We start from the raw sequence: 17807 nt of genomic DNA on the forward strand, positions 1-17807 counted from the left end.
CTCCCTATAAAGAGTATTTATTTATGACTCCCAACAGGGTGTCTTTCTTAAAGGGCTTGGCAATGTGATCATTGCATCCCGCCTTCAGAGACTTCTGGCGATCCTCCGAGAGCGCGTGGGCCGTCAAGGCTATGATGGGAACTGGGCTTTTGTGCTCAGTTCGTTCCCACTCTCTAATTCGATCCGTGGCTGCGTAGCCATCCATCTCAGGCATTTGCACGTCCATAAAGACGATGTCAAACTCACCTGACTTTACCTGATCTATGGCTTGAAGTCCATTCTCGGCTTCAATTATTTCATAAGGTTCGTTCTTTAAATAATGTGTGAACAATGTTCGATTGTCTTCCGTGTCGTCGGCGATCAGGATGCGAATTTTTTTGTTCGGATCGCGGACTTTGGGTTGGGCAAAAGTCAACTCGGGTGTTTTCATAGCCAACGGCTTGTGTGTCACCGGATTGTAAATCTGTTCCCGATAAGGAATTGTGAAGAAGAAGGTCGTGCCTCCGCCGGGTTTACTTTTAAACCAAATTTGTCCACCCATCAGTTCCACCAGACTTTTGGAAATGGCCAGACCCAGGCCGGTTCCACCATACTTGCGTGTGATGGAGTTGTCGGCTTGAGAGAACTTTTGAAAGATAACATTCTGTTTTTCTTCAGGGATTCCAATTCCGGTGTCGCTGACACTGATCAGTAAAGTGTCCTTCTTCGAGGGGTTCTTTCCGATCAACACACGCACATGCCCTTTGTTGGTGAACTTGATCGAGTTCCCAATCAGATTAATCAGCACCTGACGCAGCTTTGTGGGGTCTCCCATCAGATACGGTGAAACCCCCGGGGCGATTTCGCAACTGCATTGAAGCCCTTTTTCCTGAGCTCGGGGTTTGACCATATCCTCCAGGTCCGAAAGAATTTTCTTCAGGTCAAAGGGGATATTTTCAATTGAGACCTCGCCAGCCTCAATCTTGGAAAGATCCAGGATGTCGTTGATAAGAGCCATCAAAACTTCACCGGCCTTACAGAAGATGGTCACATAATACTGCTGATCTGCGTCCAGTTTTGTTTCCTTCAACAGTTCGGCCATACCCATGATGGCGTTCATCGGTGTGCGGATCTCGTGACTCATTTGCGCAAGAAACTCAGATTTGGCCTGCGACGATTTCAGAGCTTCATTTTTTGTAGCTATCAGTGACTGTTCAACCCTTCGAAGCTCTGTGATGTCCTGAGTGGTCACATACATATACAGGGCATTTCCGTAATCGTCATATTCCGTCCGGCCCTTGCAGCGAACCCAAATCAGCTCATTGGCGTCCTTCTTCATGCGCAGATCCACCTGGAACGGCGTAATGTTCTTATGGGCCTCGGCCAGAGCTTTATCAAAAAGTGGAAGATCCTCGGGGTGGATCAGCGAGCGGAAAAGAGCATAGCTGGGGACAACATTTTCAGGGGTCAGTCCTAGTAGATGGAACTCTTCTTCGGACCAAAGGCAGCGTCCCGTCTTAATATCCCAACGGAAAGAGCCTGTTTTTGACAGTGCCTGGGACTCCTTGAGCAGTTCCTCTTTCAGTTTGAGCTCTTTTTCGATTTCTTTTTTCCACGTCATATTCGCACCAATGAGCGCCAGAATGACTTTACTGGAGCGCTCGCTGCGTATGCGGGCCCAGGATATCTCCAGAGGAATTCTTTCCCCGTTTACCTGCTTGAGTGTGGCTTCCGAGGTGTGTGGATTTTTCGGGCCTGAGTTGCGATGAAGAGACTCTTCGATTTTCTTATAGTCAGTGTCCAGCCAATTGCGCAGGTCGGTGTTTCTGAGTGTTGCGGCGTTGGTTCCAATAAGATTCTCGGCTGCCGGATTGAGGCCACGGATGCGAAAGACATTCTTTCCTGGAGTGGTTTCTTCGACATCAACAACAAAGAACACTTCATTCAGTGAATGAACCACATTTTCCAGGAAGTCGCGGGCCAGTTGAGTTTTACTGAATTCTTCCGAGACTTCGTTGAATTTCTTGAAAATATCTTGAAATTCGTCCTCCTCACTCAGGGGAAGCTTCTCCGTAAACTGGTGTTCTTTCAGCTTGTCCAAGCCGTCGGCCAAAACGGCCGTGGGGAAAAAGATGCGGCGGTATAAAAGCCAGGCTCCGGCCAAGGCCAGGCTCCAGATAAGAAAACCACCGATAAAAAACCAAGGGATCTTTAGGGACAAAGGGGCCAGGATTTCATTCAGACTGGTTTTGCTGATCAGAATCCAATCGCTGTTGTCCAGGATATTAACACGGCCGATGGACTGTAAACTGGGGGTTTCCAGATAGTCGTCCGATGATTCAAACAGGGTGGTCTTGTCCATATAACGTCGGACCTGATTGCTGGGAAGGACCACGGACAAAGCGGCGTTCTGGGAACGGCGCATGTTTTCAAGGACGATCGTCGAATCATGATGCTTTCGAACTTTCTTCAAAAAAGCTTCAGGGGACTGCAGGAACAGACGAGGATTGTTGCGGAGCAAGCCGTCGGATCCGAAGGCGACCACCTCGCCGGTTTCAGCCAGTCCCAGATCCTTCCAGTTCTTATTGTTGGATAGAATGCGATCAATTCTTTCCAGTGGAATTTGGAATATCAAACTGCCGACAAACTTTGTCTGATCAAACAGAGGCATCACCATCAGACCTGCCGGGACGTGCCAGAAGTGGCTTAGTGATGCGAAATCAAAGAACCTGGTGGCCCCTTTGGGGGCATTTAGTGACCATCGATAGGCTTGTGACAGACGCGAGTTTGCGAAGGTCCCGGTCGTCAGATTTTCACCGAAGTTCAGCCCTTTCTGGGCTGAATAAGCCACGACACCGCGAGGGTCGACAAGCAGAATATCACCAAGGTGAGCTCGCTCAAGAACTTCAGTCAATCTGGTGTGCAAAGATTCGTAGCTTTTGAAGTAGGCCAGATCTGGGAATCCCTGAACCGTGGAAACCTGCAACAGGGGACGGCCTGTTACTTTTGAACTTTGCAGGAACTGATACTGCAGAAACAAAGGTAGGGACGTCATTTGACTCAATACTTTTTCAAGATCCGTCACTTGTGTCAGCGGAGAGCTTTCGGCCAAACCCTGGCGCCATTGATTCAGGCTGGGATGACGGCGAATCCAGTCTTGAATTTGCTGAGATTCGCTGGGAAAGCGTTTGAGGAATTCCAGGGCCGGAGAGTATTCCGAAGTCAGTACCAGAGTGTTTTTAATATAGGAAAATTCGCTTTGCAGTTCTTCGGCCTTGGATTGGCGAATCTGGGTCAGACGTTCCCGAGTACTTTGTTCCAGCGAAGAACTGCCCACCTGATAACCCACAGTTCCGGCAACCAGGAGTGTACCCAGCACCAGTACCGAGGTGAAAAGAAACAGGCGGTTTTTGTGGTTCATAGACTCCTACATTGGAACGTAGTGGATATCGATGTTAAGAAAGTGAATCTTCATTTTTTTCAGAAGATCAGGAAGTGGACTTGAGTCATTCTTTTTTGCAGCAACTTCCATCTGGGCGGCAAGCTCGCTGAGTTCAACAAAACCATATCCAGCAGCGGCGCCTTTGATTTTGTGAGCCATTTGAGCAATGGCTGTCAGATCGTTTTTCTCTACAAGAACGGACAGAGACTCTATATCCTTCTTCCGGTTCTCAACAAATTGAGGAACCAGATCCTGTAGGTCAGCATCAATTTCAACCTTCACTTTAGACATTTCCATGCCCTCCTTATCCTCGATAATGGCTCAGGTTTTCAATTCATATTAGTTTATGACAGTGTTTATTGCATACATTTAATACCGAGAGTAGATTCGAAAAAATGGATTTCAGGAGAAGGTTTTGTGTTCAAGAAAGTACTCGTCGTCGTCTGCTCCGCTTTTATGATTACATGCACGTCACAAAAGGACCTGGGCTCTTCGGAAAGGCCAGTCCGTCTTGCTTTGGTGCCAGGGCAGGACTCTGCCGTCTTGATTGAAAATGGAAAAATTCTTGAGAAATGGATTCTTCAAGAAAGCGGTGTGCATGTCCGAGTGCAGGTGCCTGTCAGCTTTGTCGCTGTGGTCGAAGCTATGGGATCTGAGCGTGTGGATGTCGCGATCTTAAATCCCTTTGGATACATCCTGGCGCACGAAAAGTACGGGGCGACGGCGAAGCTGATGGGGGTCAATGGAGAGTATTCTCACTACTGGGGTCAGATCATCACGGCCAATCCGAAGATTAAAAATCTGAAGGATTTAAACGGTAAAAAATTTGCCTTTGTCGATCCGGTGTCAACTTCAGGATATATTCTTGCGGCCAAACTTCTGCAGGATGAAAAGATCAAGCTTGGTGAAACCATTTTTGCCGGCAAACACGACAGCGTGGTCACCATGGTTTATCAGGGGCGTGTGGATGCGGGGGCCACTTATAACACCCCCTCCGAAAACGGAGTCCCCCAGGATGCTCGTCGTTTGGTGACGACACAGTTCCCGGATGTCTATGAAAAGGTGCGAATTCTCGCCAAGACCGGGCCGATCCCCAGTGAACCGGTGGTTTACCGCAAAAATTTCCCGACGGAGCTGGAACGAAAGATCAGTCAGGCTTTAAAAAGCTTCTCCTCAACTCCAGAAGGCGCAGCGGCCTTAAAGAAGCTCTATCATCTGACGGGATTCAAAGATTGCTCTGATAAAGATTATGACGGTGCCCGACAAATTCTGCTGGATCTGGGCCAGAAGGTTCAGGATCTTGTAAAGTAATCAGCAACTTAGACGGATTTCGCGCTCGACCTTGAAAAAAGCCCGAATTTGAGGTCTAATGGTCCCATGCGCCGTTCAACGTTCATGAATCTTATTCTAAGATTTTGTTGCAGCAGAGAAGATCTGCTGAAGGCCTAGTTCTATCTTTTTTGTTCTCTGAACATCTTTCTTAAAAATCAAAAACACACACAACATCATTCTCTCGTGAGGAGGAATTTATGAACACAGAACCTCGTATTCTTATTACCGATCAGGATTTCCATCGTTTGTCTGCACTGGTGTCTCAGGTTGAAGGACCATTTTCAGAAGCCTTGGAAGAAGAGCTGGGCCGAGCCAACGTCATCGCGCAGAAAGAGATCCCTAAAGACGTGGTGACCATGAACTCTCGAGTGCAGTTCCTGGATGAAGTCACTGGTCAGGAAAGTGAGATGACTTTGGTGTATCCGCAGGAAGCCAACTTGGAAGCAGGTCGACTTTCTATTCTGGCACCGGTGGGTATTGCCCTGTTGGGTCTGAGCGTCGGTCAGGAGATCAACTGGAAGATGCCAAATGGACAGACTAAAAAACTGAGAGTGAAGGCTGTGATTTATCAGCCCGAAGCCTCAGGTCAGTTCGAGCTTTAATCCCGAAGCTCTTTGCAAATAAGAGCTTTCTTGGTTTCATTTTTCGTGTAGGTGGCCCGAAATTCGCGGCCACCTTGCGAATAGGACAGTTGCGCATCCACGCGCACGTCCTTGGAGTTCCAAAGCTGCACATAAGTTTGATTGTCCAGCAGTGGGATTTGATAAATACGCACGGGAGTGCTTTCCACGACCGTTGTGTTCTGTAAAAGATCCACTTTTCCCAAGTACATGTTTTCTGTCGGATCAAAATACTTCTTCATGCGCACAGAAGAGAAGTTGTTGTAGTCTTCTGCAAAATTGCAGTTATAGACCGAGCTTTGTGCCTGTGTCTGAAGTGCCGTACCCAAGATGAAGTAAACAAGCCATTTTCCCATAGTTAACTTATCGTTTTTCCGTCTTAAGACTTAACGCCGGAGGGCTCGCCTTTGGGCCAGTTTGCCTGACTTGACTGAGAGAAGTTCCAAGAGCATTTTGAAACTTTAAAGGAGCTTATATGCGAGTGATTGAAATTAAGACACCCGGTGGTCCAGAGGTTTTGCAGGTGGCAGAAAGAGCCCGGCCGGAACCAGGCACGGGCGAAGTGCTGATAGAAGTTCACGCCGCAGGAATCAATCGTCCGGACTGTGCACAAAGACAGGGGACTTATCCACCTCCGCCTGGTGCCTCTGACATTCCGGGGTTGGAGGTGGCAGGACGGATCGTCGCTGTCGGGAAAGATGTCACCCGCTGGAAGCTGTATGACGAAGTCTGTGCGTTAGTTACAGGGGGCGGTTACGCCGAGTATGTCTGTGCTCCGGAAGGTCAGTGCCTGCCCATTCCCGCCGGGATGAGCATGGTCGAGGCGGCCGCCGTGCCCGAGACATTCTTTACCGTATGGACAAATGTCTTTGAAAGTGGAGCCCTGAAGAAAGGCGAAAGCATTCTGATCCATGGCGGTGCCGGTGGCATTGGGACGACGGCCATTCAGATGTCCTCTGCCATGGGGGCTCGTGTTTTCACGACGGTTGGAAAGCGGGATTCTGTCGAGATCTGCAGAAATTTAGGAGCGGACCGAGTGATCCTTTACAAGGAAGAGGATTTTGTCAGCGCGGTAAAAAAGGAAACTCAAGACCGCGGTGTGGATGTGATTCTGGATATGGTGGGCGGGGATTATTTTGCGCGGAATCTGGAGGCTTTGGCGATGCAAGGGCGTTTGGTGCAAATCGCCACTTTGCAGGGTTCTAAGGTGGAGTTGGATCTGCGTAAGATGATGTTCAAAAGACTGACTTTGACGGGATCGACTTTACGAGCGCGTCCCGTTGTCGAGAAGGCGCGAATTGCCCAGGCTTTGGAGGAAAATATCTGGCCGATGTTAAATCAGGGACAGATGAAGCCGGTGATCTTTAAGGTTCTGCCTTTGGATCGGGCCTCCGAGGCCCATGTGCTAATGGAGTCCAGTCAGCACACAGGCAAGATTGTTCTTCAGGTCAGATAGAGGCCGCTATTCCAAGTGCTCTCTTTGACGGGAGCTCTTGTCACATTTTCCCGTAAAGGCATGGTTGGTTGCGCGCTGTTTGGGTGCATTTTCGAAGAAACGACGCAAGCCCGGCACATTCACCTCAATCATCTGCTTCATCTGAGCCTGCGATGGGGAATGCGTGGTTCCCATTTCAAACAGCAAAGACCAGATGCCGTGTTTCCAGTAAGCGTAGTCTTCAAACGCTCCGTCGGCGGCATACAGAAGCTCTTTGGAGTTTCCTACCTGATAACCGCTTTCCACGACAGCATCCTTGGAAAGGCCGATAAACGTGCTGTCGTACTGTGTCTGGGTGTCACGTGTGGAAAAGCCCCATGGATAAAGCACTGCCGGCCAGTGAGTGTGCAAGGTGGCGGAGCTGACGATGTTGGCTTGTTCCAGGAATTCAGCCAGGGCTTTGGTGGCCTTGGACCTGTAAGACACACCTGATACACAGGGGCCCGGATAGTCGCGGTTCTGATCAACGGTGCCGTTGGATGTTCTTTCGTAGCGATTGCGCGAATTGTAACCGGATACATTCAGCACGGGAATGACATAGATAGTGTGCCCGGGAATTGGATTTCGCGCAAAGGCCTCGGCGGCCCCCAGAGCAACAGCCGTGGATCCGTATTCGTTTCCGTGGTGAGTGGCAACGATCAAGTCCGCCACCTCGCCATTGCCGATCTTCAGGCCTGAAATCATCTGACCGGAATCGGAAAGCCCGATGTCGATCCATTGTGTTGTTGTGGGGTTCTCCTGAGTAATTCGGCGAAGAGTGTCTTGCACACTTGTGTAATTGCTTGCAGGAGCGGCTTTCGTCATGAGGAAAAGAGACAAAATCATTTCTAGCATGCAACTAGGCTCAATGTGTTCTGGCACGAAGTCAAAATACCCCTCTGGGCCACTTTGACAAACTGGATTAAGGTCGTAGCCTGCGGCCCGAAGCTCAGCTCGTGTTGGGAATTCTGAAATCTGACAGAGCCACCTGATTTTTCAGACTTCCGATAGTGATCAATCTAAAATAGGGCTTCAAGGAGGCTCTATGTTGAACGAACATCCGTTGAATGAAATCCAGAAAGTGGAGAACGAGATTTATCGTCTGCATCGTCGGCTGGAGTCCCTACGAAAAGAATCACCTGCAATGGAAGTGAAGAATTATATCTTTCACAGTCTCAATGCCGAAGTCACGCTGAGGGATCTGTTTGCGGATAAGAGCCGACTGATCGCCATTCATAATATGGGTCAAGGGTGTCGTTCCTGCACTTTGTGGGGGGATGGGCTGAATGGTTTTCTGCCGGCTCTGGAGGATCAGTTTGCCGTTGTGATGTTGTCCAAGGATGCGCCGGAAGAGCAGCGGCGTTTTGCCAACTCGCGAGGCTGGCGATTTAATATGGTTTCGCACGGGGGTGGATTGTACATTCGGGAGCAGAGTGTGCTTGCCGGACAGAACAACATGCCAGGAATCGTCTGCTACGAAAAAAAAGGGGAGCGCATCTTCAGAAAAAACAGCAGTGTCTTCGGTCCGGGCGATGACTTCTGTGCCTTGTGGAGCATCTTAAGTCTGGCGGGAGTCGGGATGGAGGAGTGGACACCACAGTACTCTTACTGGCGCCGTCCCGAGCGGCTGGAAGATGGAGGGCAGAATCTTTCTCTGTGACAGTCAGGGATACATGGATTCTTCCAGGTCGCTTTGTGCCAGCCAGGCGCGTGCGACATCACGCTCTTTGCTGGTAAAAACTTCGATGTCCATTTTAACAATAGGATCCAGAAAGTTGCTGATGTTCTTGACCCAGTGGATGTCTGTGACAATAGCGGTTCTGGGGACCTTGTTAAGGTTTTTAAGACCAAAGCGAAGCTCTTTCCAAAAGACGGCCAGCTCGACCTTGCCAATGCCTCGCACTTCTTCAAGAAGGTTGACTTCACCCCATTCATCAATGCGTTTTTGAAGAAGATTCAGAAGGGCCGTGACGGATTCAGAGTTGATGTCGCCATCGATCAGAATTTCAATGTATCGAAACTTGGGATGTTCAGCTGTTACTTTCAGCATGTGGGCTCCTTCTTTCATTAACGTATGATTTTAGGAAGAAGCCCCGGGGTGACAAATTAAATTGCGATCCGCTGTTGATTCGCAAAGAAAACTAAATAAGGACCAAATGGCGTTCGACTTCCAGAACCGGAGAAGTCAGGGGTTGGATGGTGACCTTCAGATCTTTGAACTTTTTGCGGGCCAGGCCAATTTCTTCGTCGATCTTTTCTTTGCGAGCTTTCAGCAGGAAGTACTTGCCGCCCTTTTTGTAATAGTCGCGGCTAAACTCCAAAATGACATCCACCGGTTTGAACGCTCTGGAAGTGACCACTTCGATTTTCTCCAGCTTGGGTGGGATTTCGCCGTGGATGCGCAGATTCGGAGCAATGGCTGTGCAGCGCTTAAGGAAGTCCTGTTTTAAATTACTCTTTTCATAAAGGTGATACTCAACATCCGGGAATTGAATGGCGTAGATCACCCCCGGAAGCCCCCCGCCGGACCCAAAGTCCGCAGCCACTTTAACATCCTTAGGGAACAGACTCAGAGGCAGCAGGCAATCAATCACGTGATTGTCGATCAGCTCCTCATAAGTCATTTTTCGACTGATCAAATTCAGCTCTTCGTTGGCGCTCCAAAGAAGGTCTAGGTAAGCCTTGAGTTTAGGTAAAGCGGCCTCGTTAAAGCCCAGTTGTAAAAAGACGGGTATGCGTTTTTCAAAATACATATCTTGTTTTAAAGAGTTCCTGACAAAAAGGGAAGGTCTTTCCGAAGCGGACCTAAGGCGGAGCCCGGTTGCCAATAAACAGCGACTAAGCCAATATTTGTGTATGAGAACATCGGTATTACTTTACTCTCTGTCTATTCTTTTCCTTATATTTGTTCCATTTGCCTCTAAAGCGCAGGCTCCAAAGGTGGTTCTGGTCAGCGGCTTCGACGATGTTCTTCGCCAAGCTCACAACACCAACATTCTTTCTGCAGGTCTGAAGTTGATGGACAAGGATCGGTCCTATGCGGGTATGCCGGAACTCTATCGCCGTATGCTGGCCGGCAGTGGGGCCGGACAGTTCTATGTTATCACGGGACTGACAAACTGGCTGGAGTCCCGGGTTGAGAAGTTTATGAAGGACTATAAGTATCCGCCACATTCCGTCACGATGAGAGATTGGGTGACCGAATGGTCCATCACGAAATTTAAAATGCATCACATCGAGGAAGTTCTTAAAGTAAATCCCGACAGCCAGTTGGTCGTGATTCTGGATAATTCCACCGCCAGTCTTGAGCTGACAGAACTGTTGAAAGCTTTGCACCCGGGGAAAGTGGCTGAGATCTATCTAAGACAAACGGTCGAAGGGAAGACCTCGCCGCACGCCAGGACATTTGTGACTTCTTTCGATATTGCCTTCCGGGAGTTCGTCAGTGGGCGATTGAACGAAGAAGATCTGGTGGCGGTGGGCCGCTCCATTCTGAGTGAGAAAGAAATGGAAAACTGGATTCCGTCCTATGCTTATTGTCCGAAGAACTATGATCCCTGTGCCGGGTTTTCAATTGGAGTCCGTGGCGTATGTGATGAGATGAAGACCAAAGTTTCCAGTTACTGTCAAAGTCGTAAATAGCCTTTATTTACGGCATTTGGCCCAGTCTAATCTCTGAAATTTTTCACTAGAATTTCGACAGTTTTTTCAACAGTAAAGATCGGGATTTGTCTGCCGATCTGTTACTTATGAAAAACGCCACAAACAAATTATTTTTTATTGTTCTCGTTTTGTTCGTTGTTCAAATCATGGCAGGCTGTAAAATTTCGGAAGCTCCTCGAACACAGGGTTCTGCTGACAACTCCTCTTCAGCCGTCGAACCAACCCCAACGCCTCAGCCGGTTCCCGAGCCGGATCCGGTTCCGGCACTGCCACCTCCGCCGACGACAGAAGAGGTCTTGCGCGAAGTCACACCTTTATGGGAAGGGAAAGTCAGTGGTGCCAAAGAATGGACGACGCATGTGGATCGTGAGCTGGATCGATTGGGGCAAAATCTGTTGGATGTGATTCCTGCGGATAAAAATCTGTTCTGCCCAAAGTATCAAAGTCTTTCTTACGCTCAACGAAAGCAGTACTGGGCCTTTATGCTGTCAGCCATGGTGCGCTTTGAAAGCAATTTTAAGACCGAGACTTCTTATACTGAGGACTTCAACGACAGTCATGGCAATCGTGTGATCAGCCGAGGCCTGTTGCAGATCTCGATTGAAAGCGGCAATGCGTATGGCTGCGGATTTAAGACCACCAAGGACTTGCACGATCCCAAACAGAATCTCAGCTGCGGCATTCGCATTCTGGATCGTTGGTTGGGGCGCGATGGGCGTATTGCAGGCAAGGTGGACGGAGCATGGCGCGGAGGGGCGAGATATTGGTCGGTGCTGCGCGCAGGCGATAAGACCAGCTACAAATCGATTCTGAGCTGGAGTCAGAATCTATCCTTCTGCAAGTAGTTTGATCTTAAGATGAACGGTGCTATGCTGATTCTCGTTTCCATATCTGAGTATAAAAAGGAGAACTCATGGCATCGATCACTCTAAAAGGCAACCCTGTAAAGACATCCGGCTTTCTTCCAGACAAGGGCACAAAGGCAAAAGATTTTTCATTGGTGCGCAATGATTTGTCCGAAGTAAATTTGGCGACTTATGCTGGCAAAAAGAAAGTTCTGAATATCTTCCCAAGTGTTGATACAGGCACATGCGCAGCATCCGTCAGACGTTTCAATCAGGAAGCAGCCAAACTGGACAACACGGTTGTTTTGAATATCTCTGCAGATCTTCCATTTGCACAAGCTCGCTTCTGTGGTGCTGAAGGCATTAAAAACTGCGAAACAGTTTCCTCCTTCCGTAGCAACTTCGGTCAGGACTGGGGTGTGCAGATTGCCGATTCCCCGCTGGCAGGTTTGTTGTCCCGTGCGGTGGTGACACTTTCTGAAGATAACAAGGTTTTGCATGTGGAGCAGGTGGCTGAGATCGTGGACGAGCCGAACTACGAGGCAGCTCTGGCGTCTTTGCGTTAAGAGAGCCTGTTATAATTGCAAGAGCGGCTTGAAACCCAGGGTTTGAAGCCGCTTTTTCTGTCTCATTTCAGCAGTTTGTGGTAAGTCTGCCCCTTATGAAACTGCATACATCTTCGCATAAAGCTAAAACCTTTCAGGAAATGAATCTGGCGCCGGCACTGATGACGGCTCTTCAGAAAATGAAAATATCCAAGCCGACTCCAGTTCAGAGTCAGGCGATCCCCGTGGGTCTGGAAGGCTCGGATCTGATTGCCATTGCCCAGACTGGCAGCGGGAAGACTTTGGCTTTTGCCCTGTCATTGCTGACGACGTTGCATCGGAAACCACAAGCACGTGCCTTGATTCTTGTGCCCAGTCGGGAAATGGCTCAACAAATCTATAAAGTCTTTCTGGAGCTTTGTACGGAAATGCCGGTTTCAGTCTGTCTGGCCATTGGCGGAAGCACCGGCTCTAAGCAAGCCAATCAGTTGAAGAAGAATCCGCGTTTGATTATTGCGACACCGGGGCGCATGAATGATCATCTTTCTACAAACAAACTGCTGCTTCAGCATGTGGAAATCATCGTTTTGGATGAGGCAGATCGTATGCTGGACATGGGTTTTGCCCCACAGCTTAAAACCATTCAGAACACACTGCGTGGCCCCCGACAGACAATGATGTTTTCTGCAAGTTTTGGTTCGAATGTCGAGGCTATTGCAAAACTGTTCATGCGTAACGATGTGACGATGATTCGCTCAGAAAAAGCCGAGGCGCCGGTTTCCAGTCTGAAGCAGAAGGTTTTGTTCCTGGATCGCACTATGAAAAATGACCGATTGTTGGATGAGCTCAACGCCACCCGTGGCGGAGTCATCGTATTTACTGGTAATCAGGAATCCTGCGAGGCCGTTGGCAGTTATCTGCAAGAGTACGGTTTTTCGGCCGATCTGATCCACGGCGGTCTTTCTCAAGGGCAAAGAAACCGCGTGGTGCGCGCTTTCCGTGATGGAGAACTGCGCATTGTGGTTGCGACCGACTTGCTGGCGCGGGGTCTGGATGTTCCTCATGTCGATCACGTGGTGAACTTTGATCTGCCATTTCAGCCGGAAGATTTCTTACACCGTATTGGAAGAACGGCGCGCGCCGGGCGTGCCGGTGAGGCGATTACGTTTGTGACCCCATCGGATACAAGGATGTATGGCCGTATCAAGGGATATTTGCAGGGGGCCGAGGAAATCAAGGTGGATCCACAATTCAGCTTTATTGATCGCTCCAAGAAACATCTGCGTGGCGATGCAAAGAATCCGAAGACCGACGCAAGGACTGCATCGCCAGCTAAAGGCCGCAGTGGCAAGATCAATCCCTTTACCGGAAAGTCTGTGGCACCTAAAAAAGGTGTTTCAGCAAAAAGGAAATAAACATGAGCTCCTGGATCATTTATCACAATCCCAAATGCAGCAAAAGCCGCGAGGTTCTGGCTCTGTTGCAATCCCAGTCCGTTGACGCCAAAGTTGTTGAGTATTTGAAAGAGCCTCTGTCTGAATCTGAACTTCTGGAGCTTCAGAACAAACTGGGTGCCGAAGCACCTGCCCTGGTTCGTACGAAAGAAGAGGACTTCCAGGCGGCGCCGTTTGATGTGAACTCTGCAGAAGTGGTGGCTCAGAAGCTGGCCGCAAATCCGAAGTTGATGGAGCGCCCGGTGGTTGTGAAAGGCCCTGTTGCAGTTGTCGCTCGACCGACAGAGAATCTGAATAAGCTATTAAGCTAAACATGTATCAACTTGTGACAAGTGTGCGGAGGAAAATGACATTTCCTCCCGGACCTGTTTGAGTTTTCCCCGAGGACTGCCAGGCCTTCCATTTTAACTTCATCAGAATGCACAACCGCTTGCCAGAAAGAAAAATCTTCGTCCGCAGTGTTGATGAGGTTTTGCGCATTCAAGAAAAGTTCAGAGTCTCGTTGTTCGCGGTGGCGCGTAAGCAAAAATACTTCTGGAGTATTCGAGAGAAATTCTTCAACGACTAGTGCGCGTTGTGATATATAAACAAACAATGAGCAATAAGATCGGTGCGTATTGGAGATTCTTGGTTAATAGAGGTGTGTCGACAAAGGATACACCCAGTCGCAAAACGGCGATTCGTGCCTCCAATGTGGCTATGCTGACGGCCGTTCCGGCTTATCTTTCCTATGACATCATTTATCTTCTGACGGCTGACTATGTGATGATGTCGGTGAATGTTTTCTTTCTTCTTGGCAGCATCTTACTTTTGTTAGTTGTCGGTAACCCCAAATGGAATGCTCTGACGCGTGTGGCTTTTTTAATTCAGGGGAATCTGGCAATCTTTGCGATTTCTTATGTGACAGGAAGAAGCTCTGGGGCCGAGTTCTTCTATTTCATGTTGATCTGCGTGACTTTCATTATGTTCGACAAGGAAGAAGAGGATCGTTATGTCACTCCGTTCGTGATTTATACGATCACTTTGTTTGTGATTGGACAGTATCTTTTGCCCGAATCACGTTTGAATTTACCGTCAATTGAGGTCATTGGTTCTGATAATTATCGCAAGATATCGTTTCTGATTTCGGCGATGATGATTTTCTTCATCATCCGATATTTGCGCACGATCTATGCTTTGGCTCAGGCAGAACTGGAGCTTGAAGCGGGGCGGATTATCCACAACGAGCGAATGGTGGCTTTGGGTCAGATGGCCAGCAGTGTGGCTCATGAGATCAATAATCCCCTGTCGGTCATCAAAGGTTTAAGCGAAGTGACTTTGGAGGGGCTGGGCGAAGATGCTTTAGATCGATCCACAATGACAGATTATCTGACACGAGTTGTTTCAATGTCCGAGCGGATCAATAAGATTGTCAGGTCTTTAAGTGTGTATTCACGCAAAAATGAAGCCGATCCCTACTTGCCTGTGTCAGTTGAAAAAATAGTGGGTGATGCCTGCGTGCTCTTTGAGGATCAGTATTTGTCCAGGAATATACAATTCTTCCTGGAACTGCCGTCAAAGAACGTTAAGATTCTTTGCCGTGAAGTTCAGATACTGCAGGTGTTGGTCAACTTGCTGCAGAATGCGAAGGATGCCATTGAGGATACCAAGTCCCCATGGATTCGTTTGCAGGTGCAGAAAGTAGGACCCATGGTTGAGTTCAGTGTTTCAGACAGTGGGCACTTCAAAGATATTCCTGGCGCTGACAGGGTATTTGAACCGTTTTACACCACCAAAGAGGTCGGTAAGGGGACAGGGCTGGGGCTAAGTATCAGTCAGGGGATTGTTCTTGCTCATGGTGGTGACATCTATCTGGATAACCAGTCGGAGCACACTCGTTTTGTCTTTACTGTTCCGCAGGCCTAAGGAAAGTAGGGATGCAGTTTTTTATAAGTGATGGCGACTATGAAGGTGGCTAGCACTAGCCACAAAAAGCCTTTCCAGGTTCCCTTCAGATCGGCCTTGCTTAGTTCCATATGAAAGATTGTCGAGGCAAATAGATAAATCCAGAATCCCAATTGCCAACTCAAGCCTGGAATGGATGACCAGGTGGGATGCTTTAAGAACATTTCGCCGCCGGGAACGAAATATAAGGCTCCGGCCAGCAGAATGGGGCCTACGATCAAAGGTGCAATGCCAATGAACAAATCCCCCATGGCGATCCAGATCTGTGGAATGAACAGGATATTCGGGACTTGGCGGGGCCGACTGACGACGTGACCATGGCTGCCGTTGCGGGCCTTGGGATCAAAAAGATTAAAGCCGACAATTTCGTGTAGAAACACCAGGGCCGCCAGCATATGGCTGATTTCATGAATCATGATCCCTGGAGCGAAAATCCATAAAAAAGCTTTTTCCCCTAATTTTTCCGCAATCCAGTTTCTAAGGCCGTACGAAATCCAGTGTAGAACAAAACCGACCGCAAAAGCTCCCCCAGAAAGCAGTAAAAGTTTTTGGACGGCTTTAAGGCCAAAATTTAAAAGCACGCTTGTGTCAGTCATCTTGAATCATCCAATACTTCATCCTTCCACATCCGGCATTTGTCAGACAAGGCCTTAAGAGTTTTCTTGCCCCGGTTGGGATTGTGTTATGGGATAGAGGAAAGGAGATTTAAATGAAATCCAAACTGACATTGGTGGTGCGAATACTGTTGGGTCTGATCTTTTTTGCCGCAGGATTGACCGGACTTTTGAATCTGGTGCCACCTCCTGCGGATTTACCAGAGCGTCTGGTGGCTTTCAATACCGGTCTGGCAGCCTCTGGCTATTTCTTCCCTCTTTTAACGGGGACTGAAACTGTCTGTGGATTGCTGTTGCTCAGTGGTTACTTTGTTCCGCTGGCCTTGGTGGTTTTGGCTCCAATTGTTTTGAATATCGTTCTTGTTCATGCCTTCCTTGCGCCAAGTGGGCTTCCTCTGGCCATCATTATCGGGATGTTCACCTTGCATCTGGCGTTCTTTGCAGAACCTTATGCCCACGTTGTAAAAGGGCTGTTCCGTCGTAAATAGTCCCCACGGGCCCATTTTTAGTGGTTTTTGGCAGGCAGAAAGAGGTGATAACGTGTAGTAATCACAGGCTTTCTGCCTTTTTTTCTTTAGGATTTCACCCCTGTCGCCTTCTGTGGTAAATGCAATCATCTGTTTGACTTGTATCTATAGCGAGGTTCGCGTTGAAGTTTGAGAAGTTCCACCTATCTGAAGATCTGTTGCGCAACCTGCATGACAATGGTTTTTTCCGTACGACTGATATCCAGTTTAAAGCTATTCCGTCCATCTTAAAGGGCGAAGATGTCCTGGCCATTGCCCAGACCGGCACGGGTAAGACAGCGGCTTTTGCTATTCCAATCATCGACAGCATTCACGCCAGCAAAAGCAGCAAACGTTCCCTGGGCATTCGCTGCCTGGTGATGGTGCCAACGCGGGAGCTGGCTCAGCAGATCGGTGAAGTCTTCAATCGCCTGTCCAAACACACCAAAGCCAAGCCATTCGCCCTTTATGGTGGGGTGGAGCAGGATGCGCAGATCAAAAAGCTCCAAGACGGTATTGATATTTTGATCACGACTCCGGGGCGTATGTTTGATTTGATCAGCCAGGGGTATGTGGATATCAGCCACATTGAAACTTTGGTTCTGGATGAAGCCGACCACATGCTGGATCTGGGATTCATCGAGGACATTGAATCCATCAAGCGCAAATTGACCCGTCGTCATCAGACGTTGTTCTTTTCGGCCACGATCAATCCAGAAATCAAGAAGCTGGCCTTTTCACAGGTGCGCAGCAACGCCATTCGTATTCAGATTTCCCCGGAAGATCCGGTGTCTAAAAATGTGTCCCACTTTGTGATGTTCGTGGAGATGGACGATAAGCGCTTCTTCCTGGCCGAATATCTGCACCAGAATCCGGATGGGAAGTTTATTATCTTCGTGCGCACCCGGGTGCGTGCAGAACGTGTTGCCAAGGCACTGGAGCGTGCGGGCATCACGTCTTTGACCTTGCACGGTGAAAAGGATCAGACCGATCGTGCGGAGGTTATGAAGGCTTTCCGCAATGGTGAATGTAAAATCATGATCGCGACGGATCTAAGTGCGCGCGGTATTGATATCCCTGATGTCACTCATGTGATCAATTATGACCTGCCGGAAAAACCTGCGAACTATGTTCACCGCATCGGGCGCACGGGGCGGGGATTCAATAAAGGAATTGCAGTTTCATTCTGCAGTCAGGACGAAAAAGAGCTTCTGACAGCCATTGAAGAGCTTCTGACGAAAAAAGTTGAAGTGATCAATGTGAGCAAGACCGACTATAAAGCTGTCATTTCTGCTCCGCTGGAAGATGACATTGACCGCAGTCTGGCAGCGATGCTGGCCAGCGAAGATGAATATAAGAAATCCAAAAAACGAAAAAAATAGAGAAACG

20 protein-coding genes are annotated in these 17807 nt (G+C 48.7%); 13 read left to right on the plus strand and 7 right to left on the minus strand.

The genetic code is table 11. From position 1 onward, the window contains the following. Window positions 1–4: 4 nt before the first annotated feature. Window positions 5–3400 (minus strand): ATP-binding protein, encoded by a 3396-nt coding sequence (locus tag ACZ5ZV_RS02015; RefSeq protein WP_464119750.1) that lies wholly within the window; start codon window positions 3398–3400, stop codon window positions 5–7. Window positions 3401–3406: 6 nt separating this feature from the next. Next, window positions 3407–3712, minus strand: a complete 306-nt coding sequence (locus tag ACZ5ZV_RS02020; RefSeq protein ID WP_464119752.1) for an Hpt domain-containing protein — start codon at window positions 3710–3712, stop codon at window positions 3407–3409. Window positions 3713–3838: 126 nt separating this feature from the next. Here ACZ5ZV_RS02020 and ACZ5ZV_RS02025 point away from each other — a divergent pair, with 126 nt between their 5' ends. Further along, entirely contained in the window at window positions 3839–4732 is an 894-nt protein-coding gene (locus ACZ5ZV_RS02025; RefSeq protein ID WP_464119754.1) for a phosphate/phosphite/phosphonate ABC transporter substrate-binding protein, read from the plus strand. Window positions 4733–4950: 218 nt separating this feature from the next. Then, window positions 4951–5355, plus strand: a complete 405-nt coding sequence (rnk, locus tag ACZ5ZV_RS02030) for a nucleoside diphosphate kinase regulator (protein ID WP_464119756.1) — start codon at window positions 4951–4953, stop codon at window positions 5353–5355. On the opposite strand, the gene ACZ5ZV_RS02035 is transcribed toward rnk, so the two are convergent. Further along, complete coding sequence (locus tag ACZ5ZV_RS02035) at window positions 5352–5729, minus strand: cell wall hydrolase (RefSeq protein ID WP_464119758.1); 378 nt, start codon at window positions 5727–5729, stop codon at window positions 5352–5354. The two genes, rnk and ACZ5ZV_RS02035, sit on opposite strands and share 4 nt — an antisense overlap. 119 nt (window positions 5730–5848) lie before the next feature. On the opposite strand from ACZ5ZV_RS02035, the gene ACZ5ZV_RS02040 reads away from it, so the two are divergent. Next, a complete protein-coding gene (locus ACZ5ZV_RS02040) occupies window positions 5849–6829 on the plus strand; it encodes an NAD(P)H-quinone oxidoreductase (protein ID WP_464119759.1) in 981 nt (326 codons plus the stop codon). A 6-nt stretch (window positions 6830–6835) separates the two neighbouring features. Here ACZ5ZV_RS02040 and ACZ5ZV_RS02045 read toward each other — a convergent pair whose 3' ends face one another. Next, window positions 6836–7702, minus strand: a complete 867-nt coding sequence (locus ACZ5ZV_RS02045; RefSeq protein WP_464119761.1) for a M14 family metallopeptidase — start codon at window positions 7700–7702, stop codon at window positions 6836–6838. Between the two features lie 190 nt (window positions 7703–7892). Between ACZ5ZV_RS02045 and ACZ5ZV_RS02050 the strand changes: the two genes are divergently transcribed. After that, the gene (locus tag ACZ5ZV_RS02050; RefSeq protein ID WP_464119763.1) at window positions 7893–8507 is read left to right on the plus strand and encodes a DUF899 family protein; all 615 of its coding nucleotides are present in this window, start codon (window positions 7893–7895) and stop codon (window positions 8505–8507) included. Between the two features lie 3 nt (window positions 8508–8510). Here the strand turns inward: ACZ5ZV_RS02050 and ACZ5ZV_RS02055 are convergent, their stop codons facing one another. Further along, a complete protein-coding gene (locus ACZ5ZV_RS02055; RefSeq protein ID WP_464119765.1) occupies window positions 8511–8897 on the minus strand; it encodes a SpoIIAA family protein in 387 nt (128 codons plus the stop codon). A gap of 91 nt (window positions 8898–8988) precedes the next feature. Further along, a complete protein-coding gene (locus tag ACZ5ZV_RS02060) occupies window positions 8989–9600 on the minus strand; it encodes a 16S rRNA (guanine(527)-N(7))-methyltransferase RsmG (protein ID WP_464119767.1) in 612 nt (203 codons plus the stop codon). A 103-nt stretch (window positions 9601–9703) separates the two neighbouring features. On the opposite strand from ACZ5ZV_RS02060, the gene ACZ5ZV_RS02065 reads away from it, so the two are divergent. The 7 genes from ACZ5ZV_RS02065 to ACZ5ZV_RS02095 all read left to right on the plus strand — a co-directional run bounded on the left by ACZ5ZV_RS02065 (window position 9704) and on the right by ACZ5ZV_RS02095 (window position 15259). Continuing rightward, the gene (locus ACZ5ZV_RS02065; protein WP_464119769.1) at window positions 9704–10489 is read left to right on the plus strand and encodes a phosphatase domain-containing protein; all 786 of its coding nucleotides are present in this window, start codon (window positions 9704–9706) and stop codon (window positions 10487–10489) included. 107 nt (window positions 10490–10596) lie between these two features. Beyond that, window positions 10597–11355, plus strand: a complete 759-nt coding sequence (locus ACZ5ZV_RS02070; protein ID WP_464119771.1) for a transglycosylase SLT domain-containing protein — start codon at window positions 10597–10599, stop codon at window positions 11353–11355. A 68-nt stretch (window positions 11356–11423) separates the two neighbouring features. Further along, on the plus strand, window positions 11424–11921 hold the full coding sequence (gene tpx, locus ACZ5ZV_RS02075) for a thiol peroxidase (protein WP_464119772.1): 498 nt from the start codon (window positions 11424–11426) through the stop codon (window positions 11919–11921). Window positions 11922–12016: 95 nt separating this feature from the next. Continuing rightward, on the plus strand, window positions 12017–13315 hold the full coding sequence (locus tag ACZ5ZV_RS02080) for a DEAD/DEAH box helicase (RefSeq protein WP_464119774.1): 1299 nt from the start codon (window positions 12017–12019) through the stop codon (window positions 13313–13315). 2 nt (window positions 13316–13317) lie between these two features. After that, on the plus strand, window positions 13318–13665 hold the full coding sequence (locus ACZ5ZV_RS02085) for an ArsC/Spx/MgsR family protein (RefSeq protein ID WP_464119776.1): 348 nt from the start codon (window positions 13318–13320) through the stop codon (window positions 13663–13665). Window positions 13666–13784: 119 nt separating this feature from the next. Further along, window positions 13785–13922 carry a hypothetical protein gene (locus tag ACZ5ZV_RS02090; RefSeq protein WP_464119778.1) on the plus strand — a complete coding sequence of 46 codons (138 nt, stop codon included), beginning with the start codon at window positions 13785–13787 and terminating at the stop codon, window positions 13920–13922. 74 nt (window positions 13923–13996) lie between these two features. After that, a complete protein-coding gene (locus ACZ5ZV_RS02095; protein ID WP_464119780.1) occupies window positions 13997–15259 on the plus strand; it encodes a sensor histidine kinase in 1263 nt (420 codons plus the stop codon). Here ACZ5ZV_RS02095 and ACZ5ZV_RS02100 read toward each other — a convergent pair. After that, window positions 15256–15894 (minus strand): hypothetical protein, encoded by a 639-nt coding sequence (locus ACZ5ZV_RS02100; RefSeq protein WP_464119781.1) that lies wholly within the window; start codon window positions 15892–15894, stop codon window positions 15256–15258. The genes ACZ5ZV_RS02095 and ACZ5ZV_RS02100 overlap by 4 nt on opposite strands. Before the next feature lie 113 nt (window positions 15895–16007). On the opposite strand from ACZ5ZV_RS02100, the gene ACZ5ZV_RS02105 reads away from it, so the two are divergent. Both ACZ5ZV_RS02105 and ACZ5ZV_RS02110 read left to right on the plus strand, forming a co-directional pair. After that, window positions 16008–16400, plus strand: coding sequence for a DoxX family membrane protein (locus ACZ5ZV_RS02105; protein ID WP_464119783.1), 393 nt, complete (start codon window positions 16008–16010; stop codon window positions 16398–16400). Between the two features lie 161 nt (window positions 16401–16561). Then, window positions 16562–17800 (plus strand): DEAD/DEAH box helicase, encoded by a 1239-nt coding sequence (locus ACZ5ZV_RS02110; RefSeq protein ID WP_464119785.1) that lies wholly within the window; start codon window positions 16562–16564, stop codon window positions 17798–17800. Window positions 17801–17807 lie beyond the last annotated feature (7 nt).

The organism is Bdellovibrio sp. HAGR004, assembly GCF_055397015.1.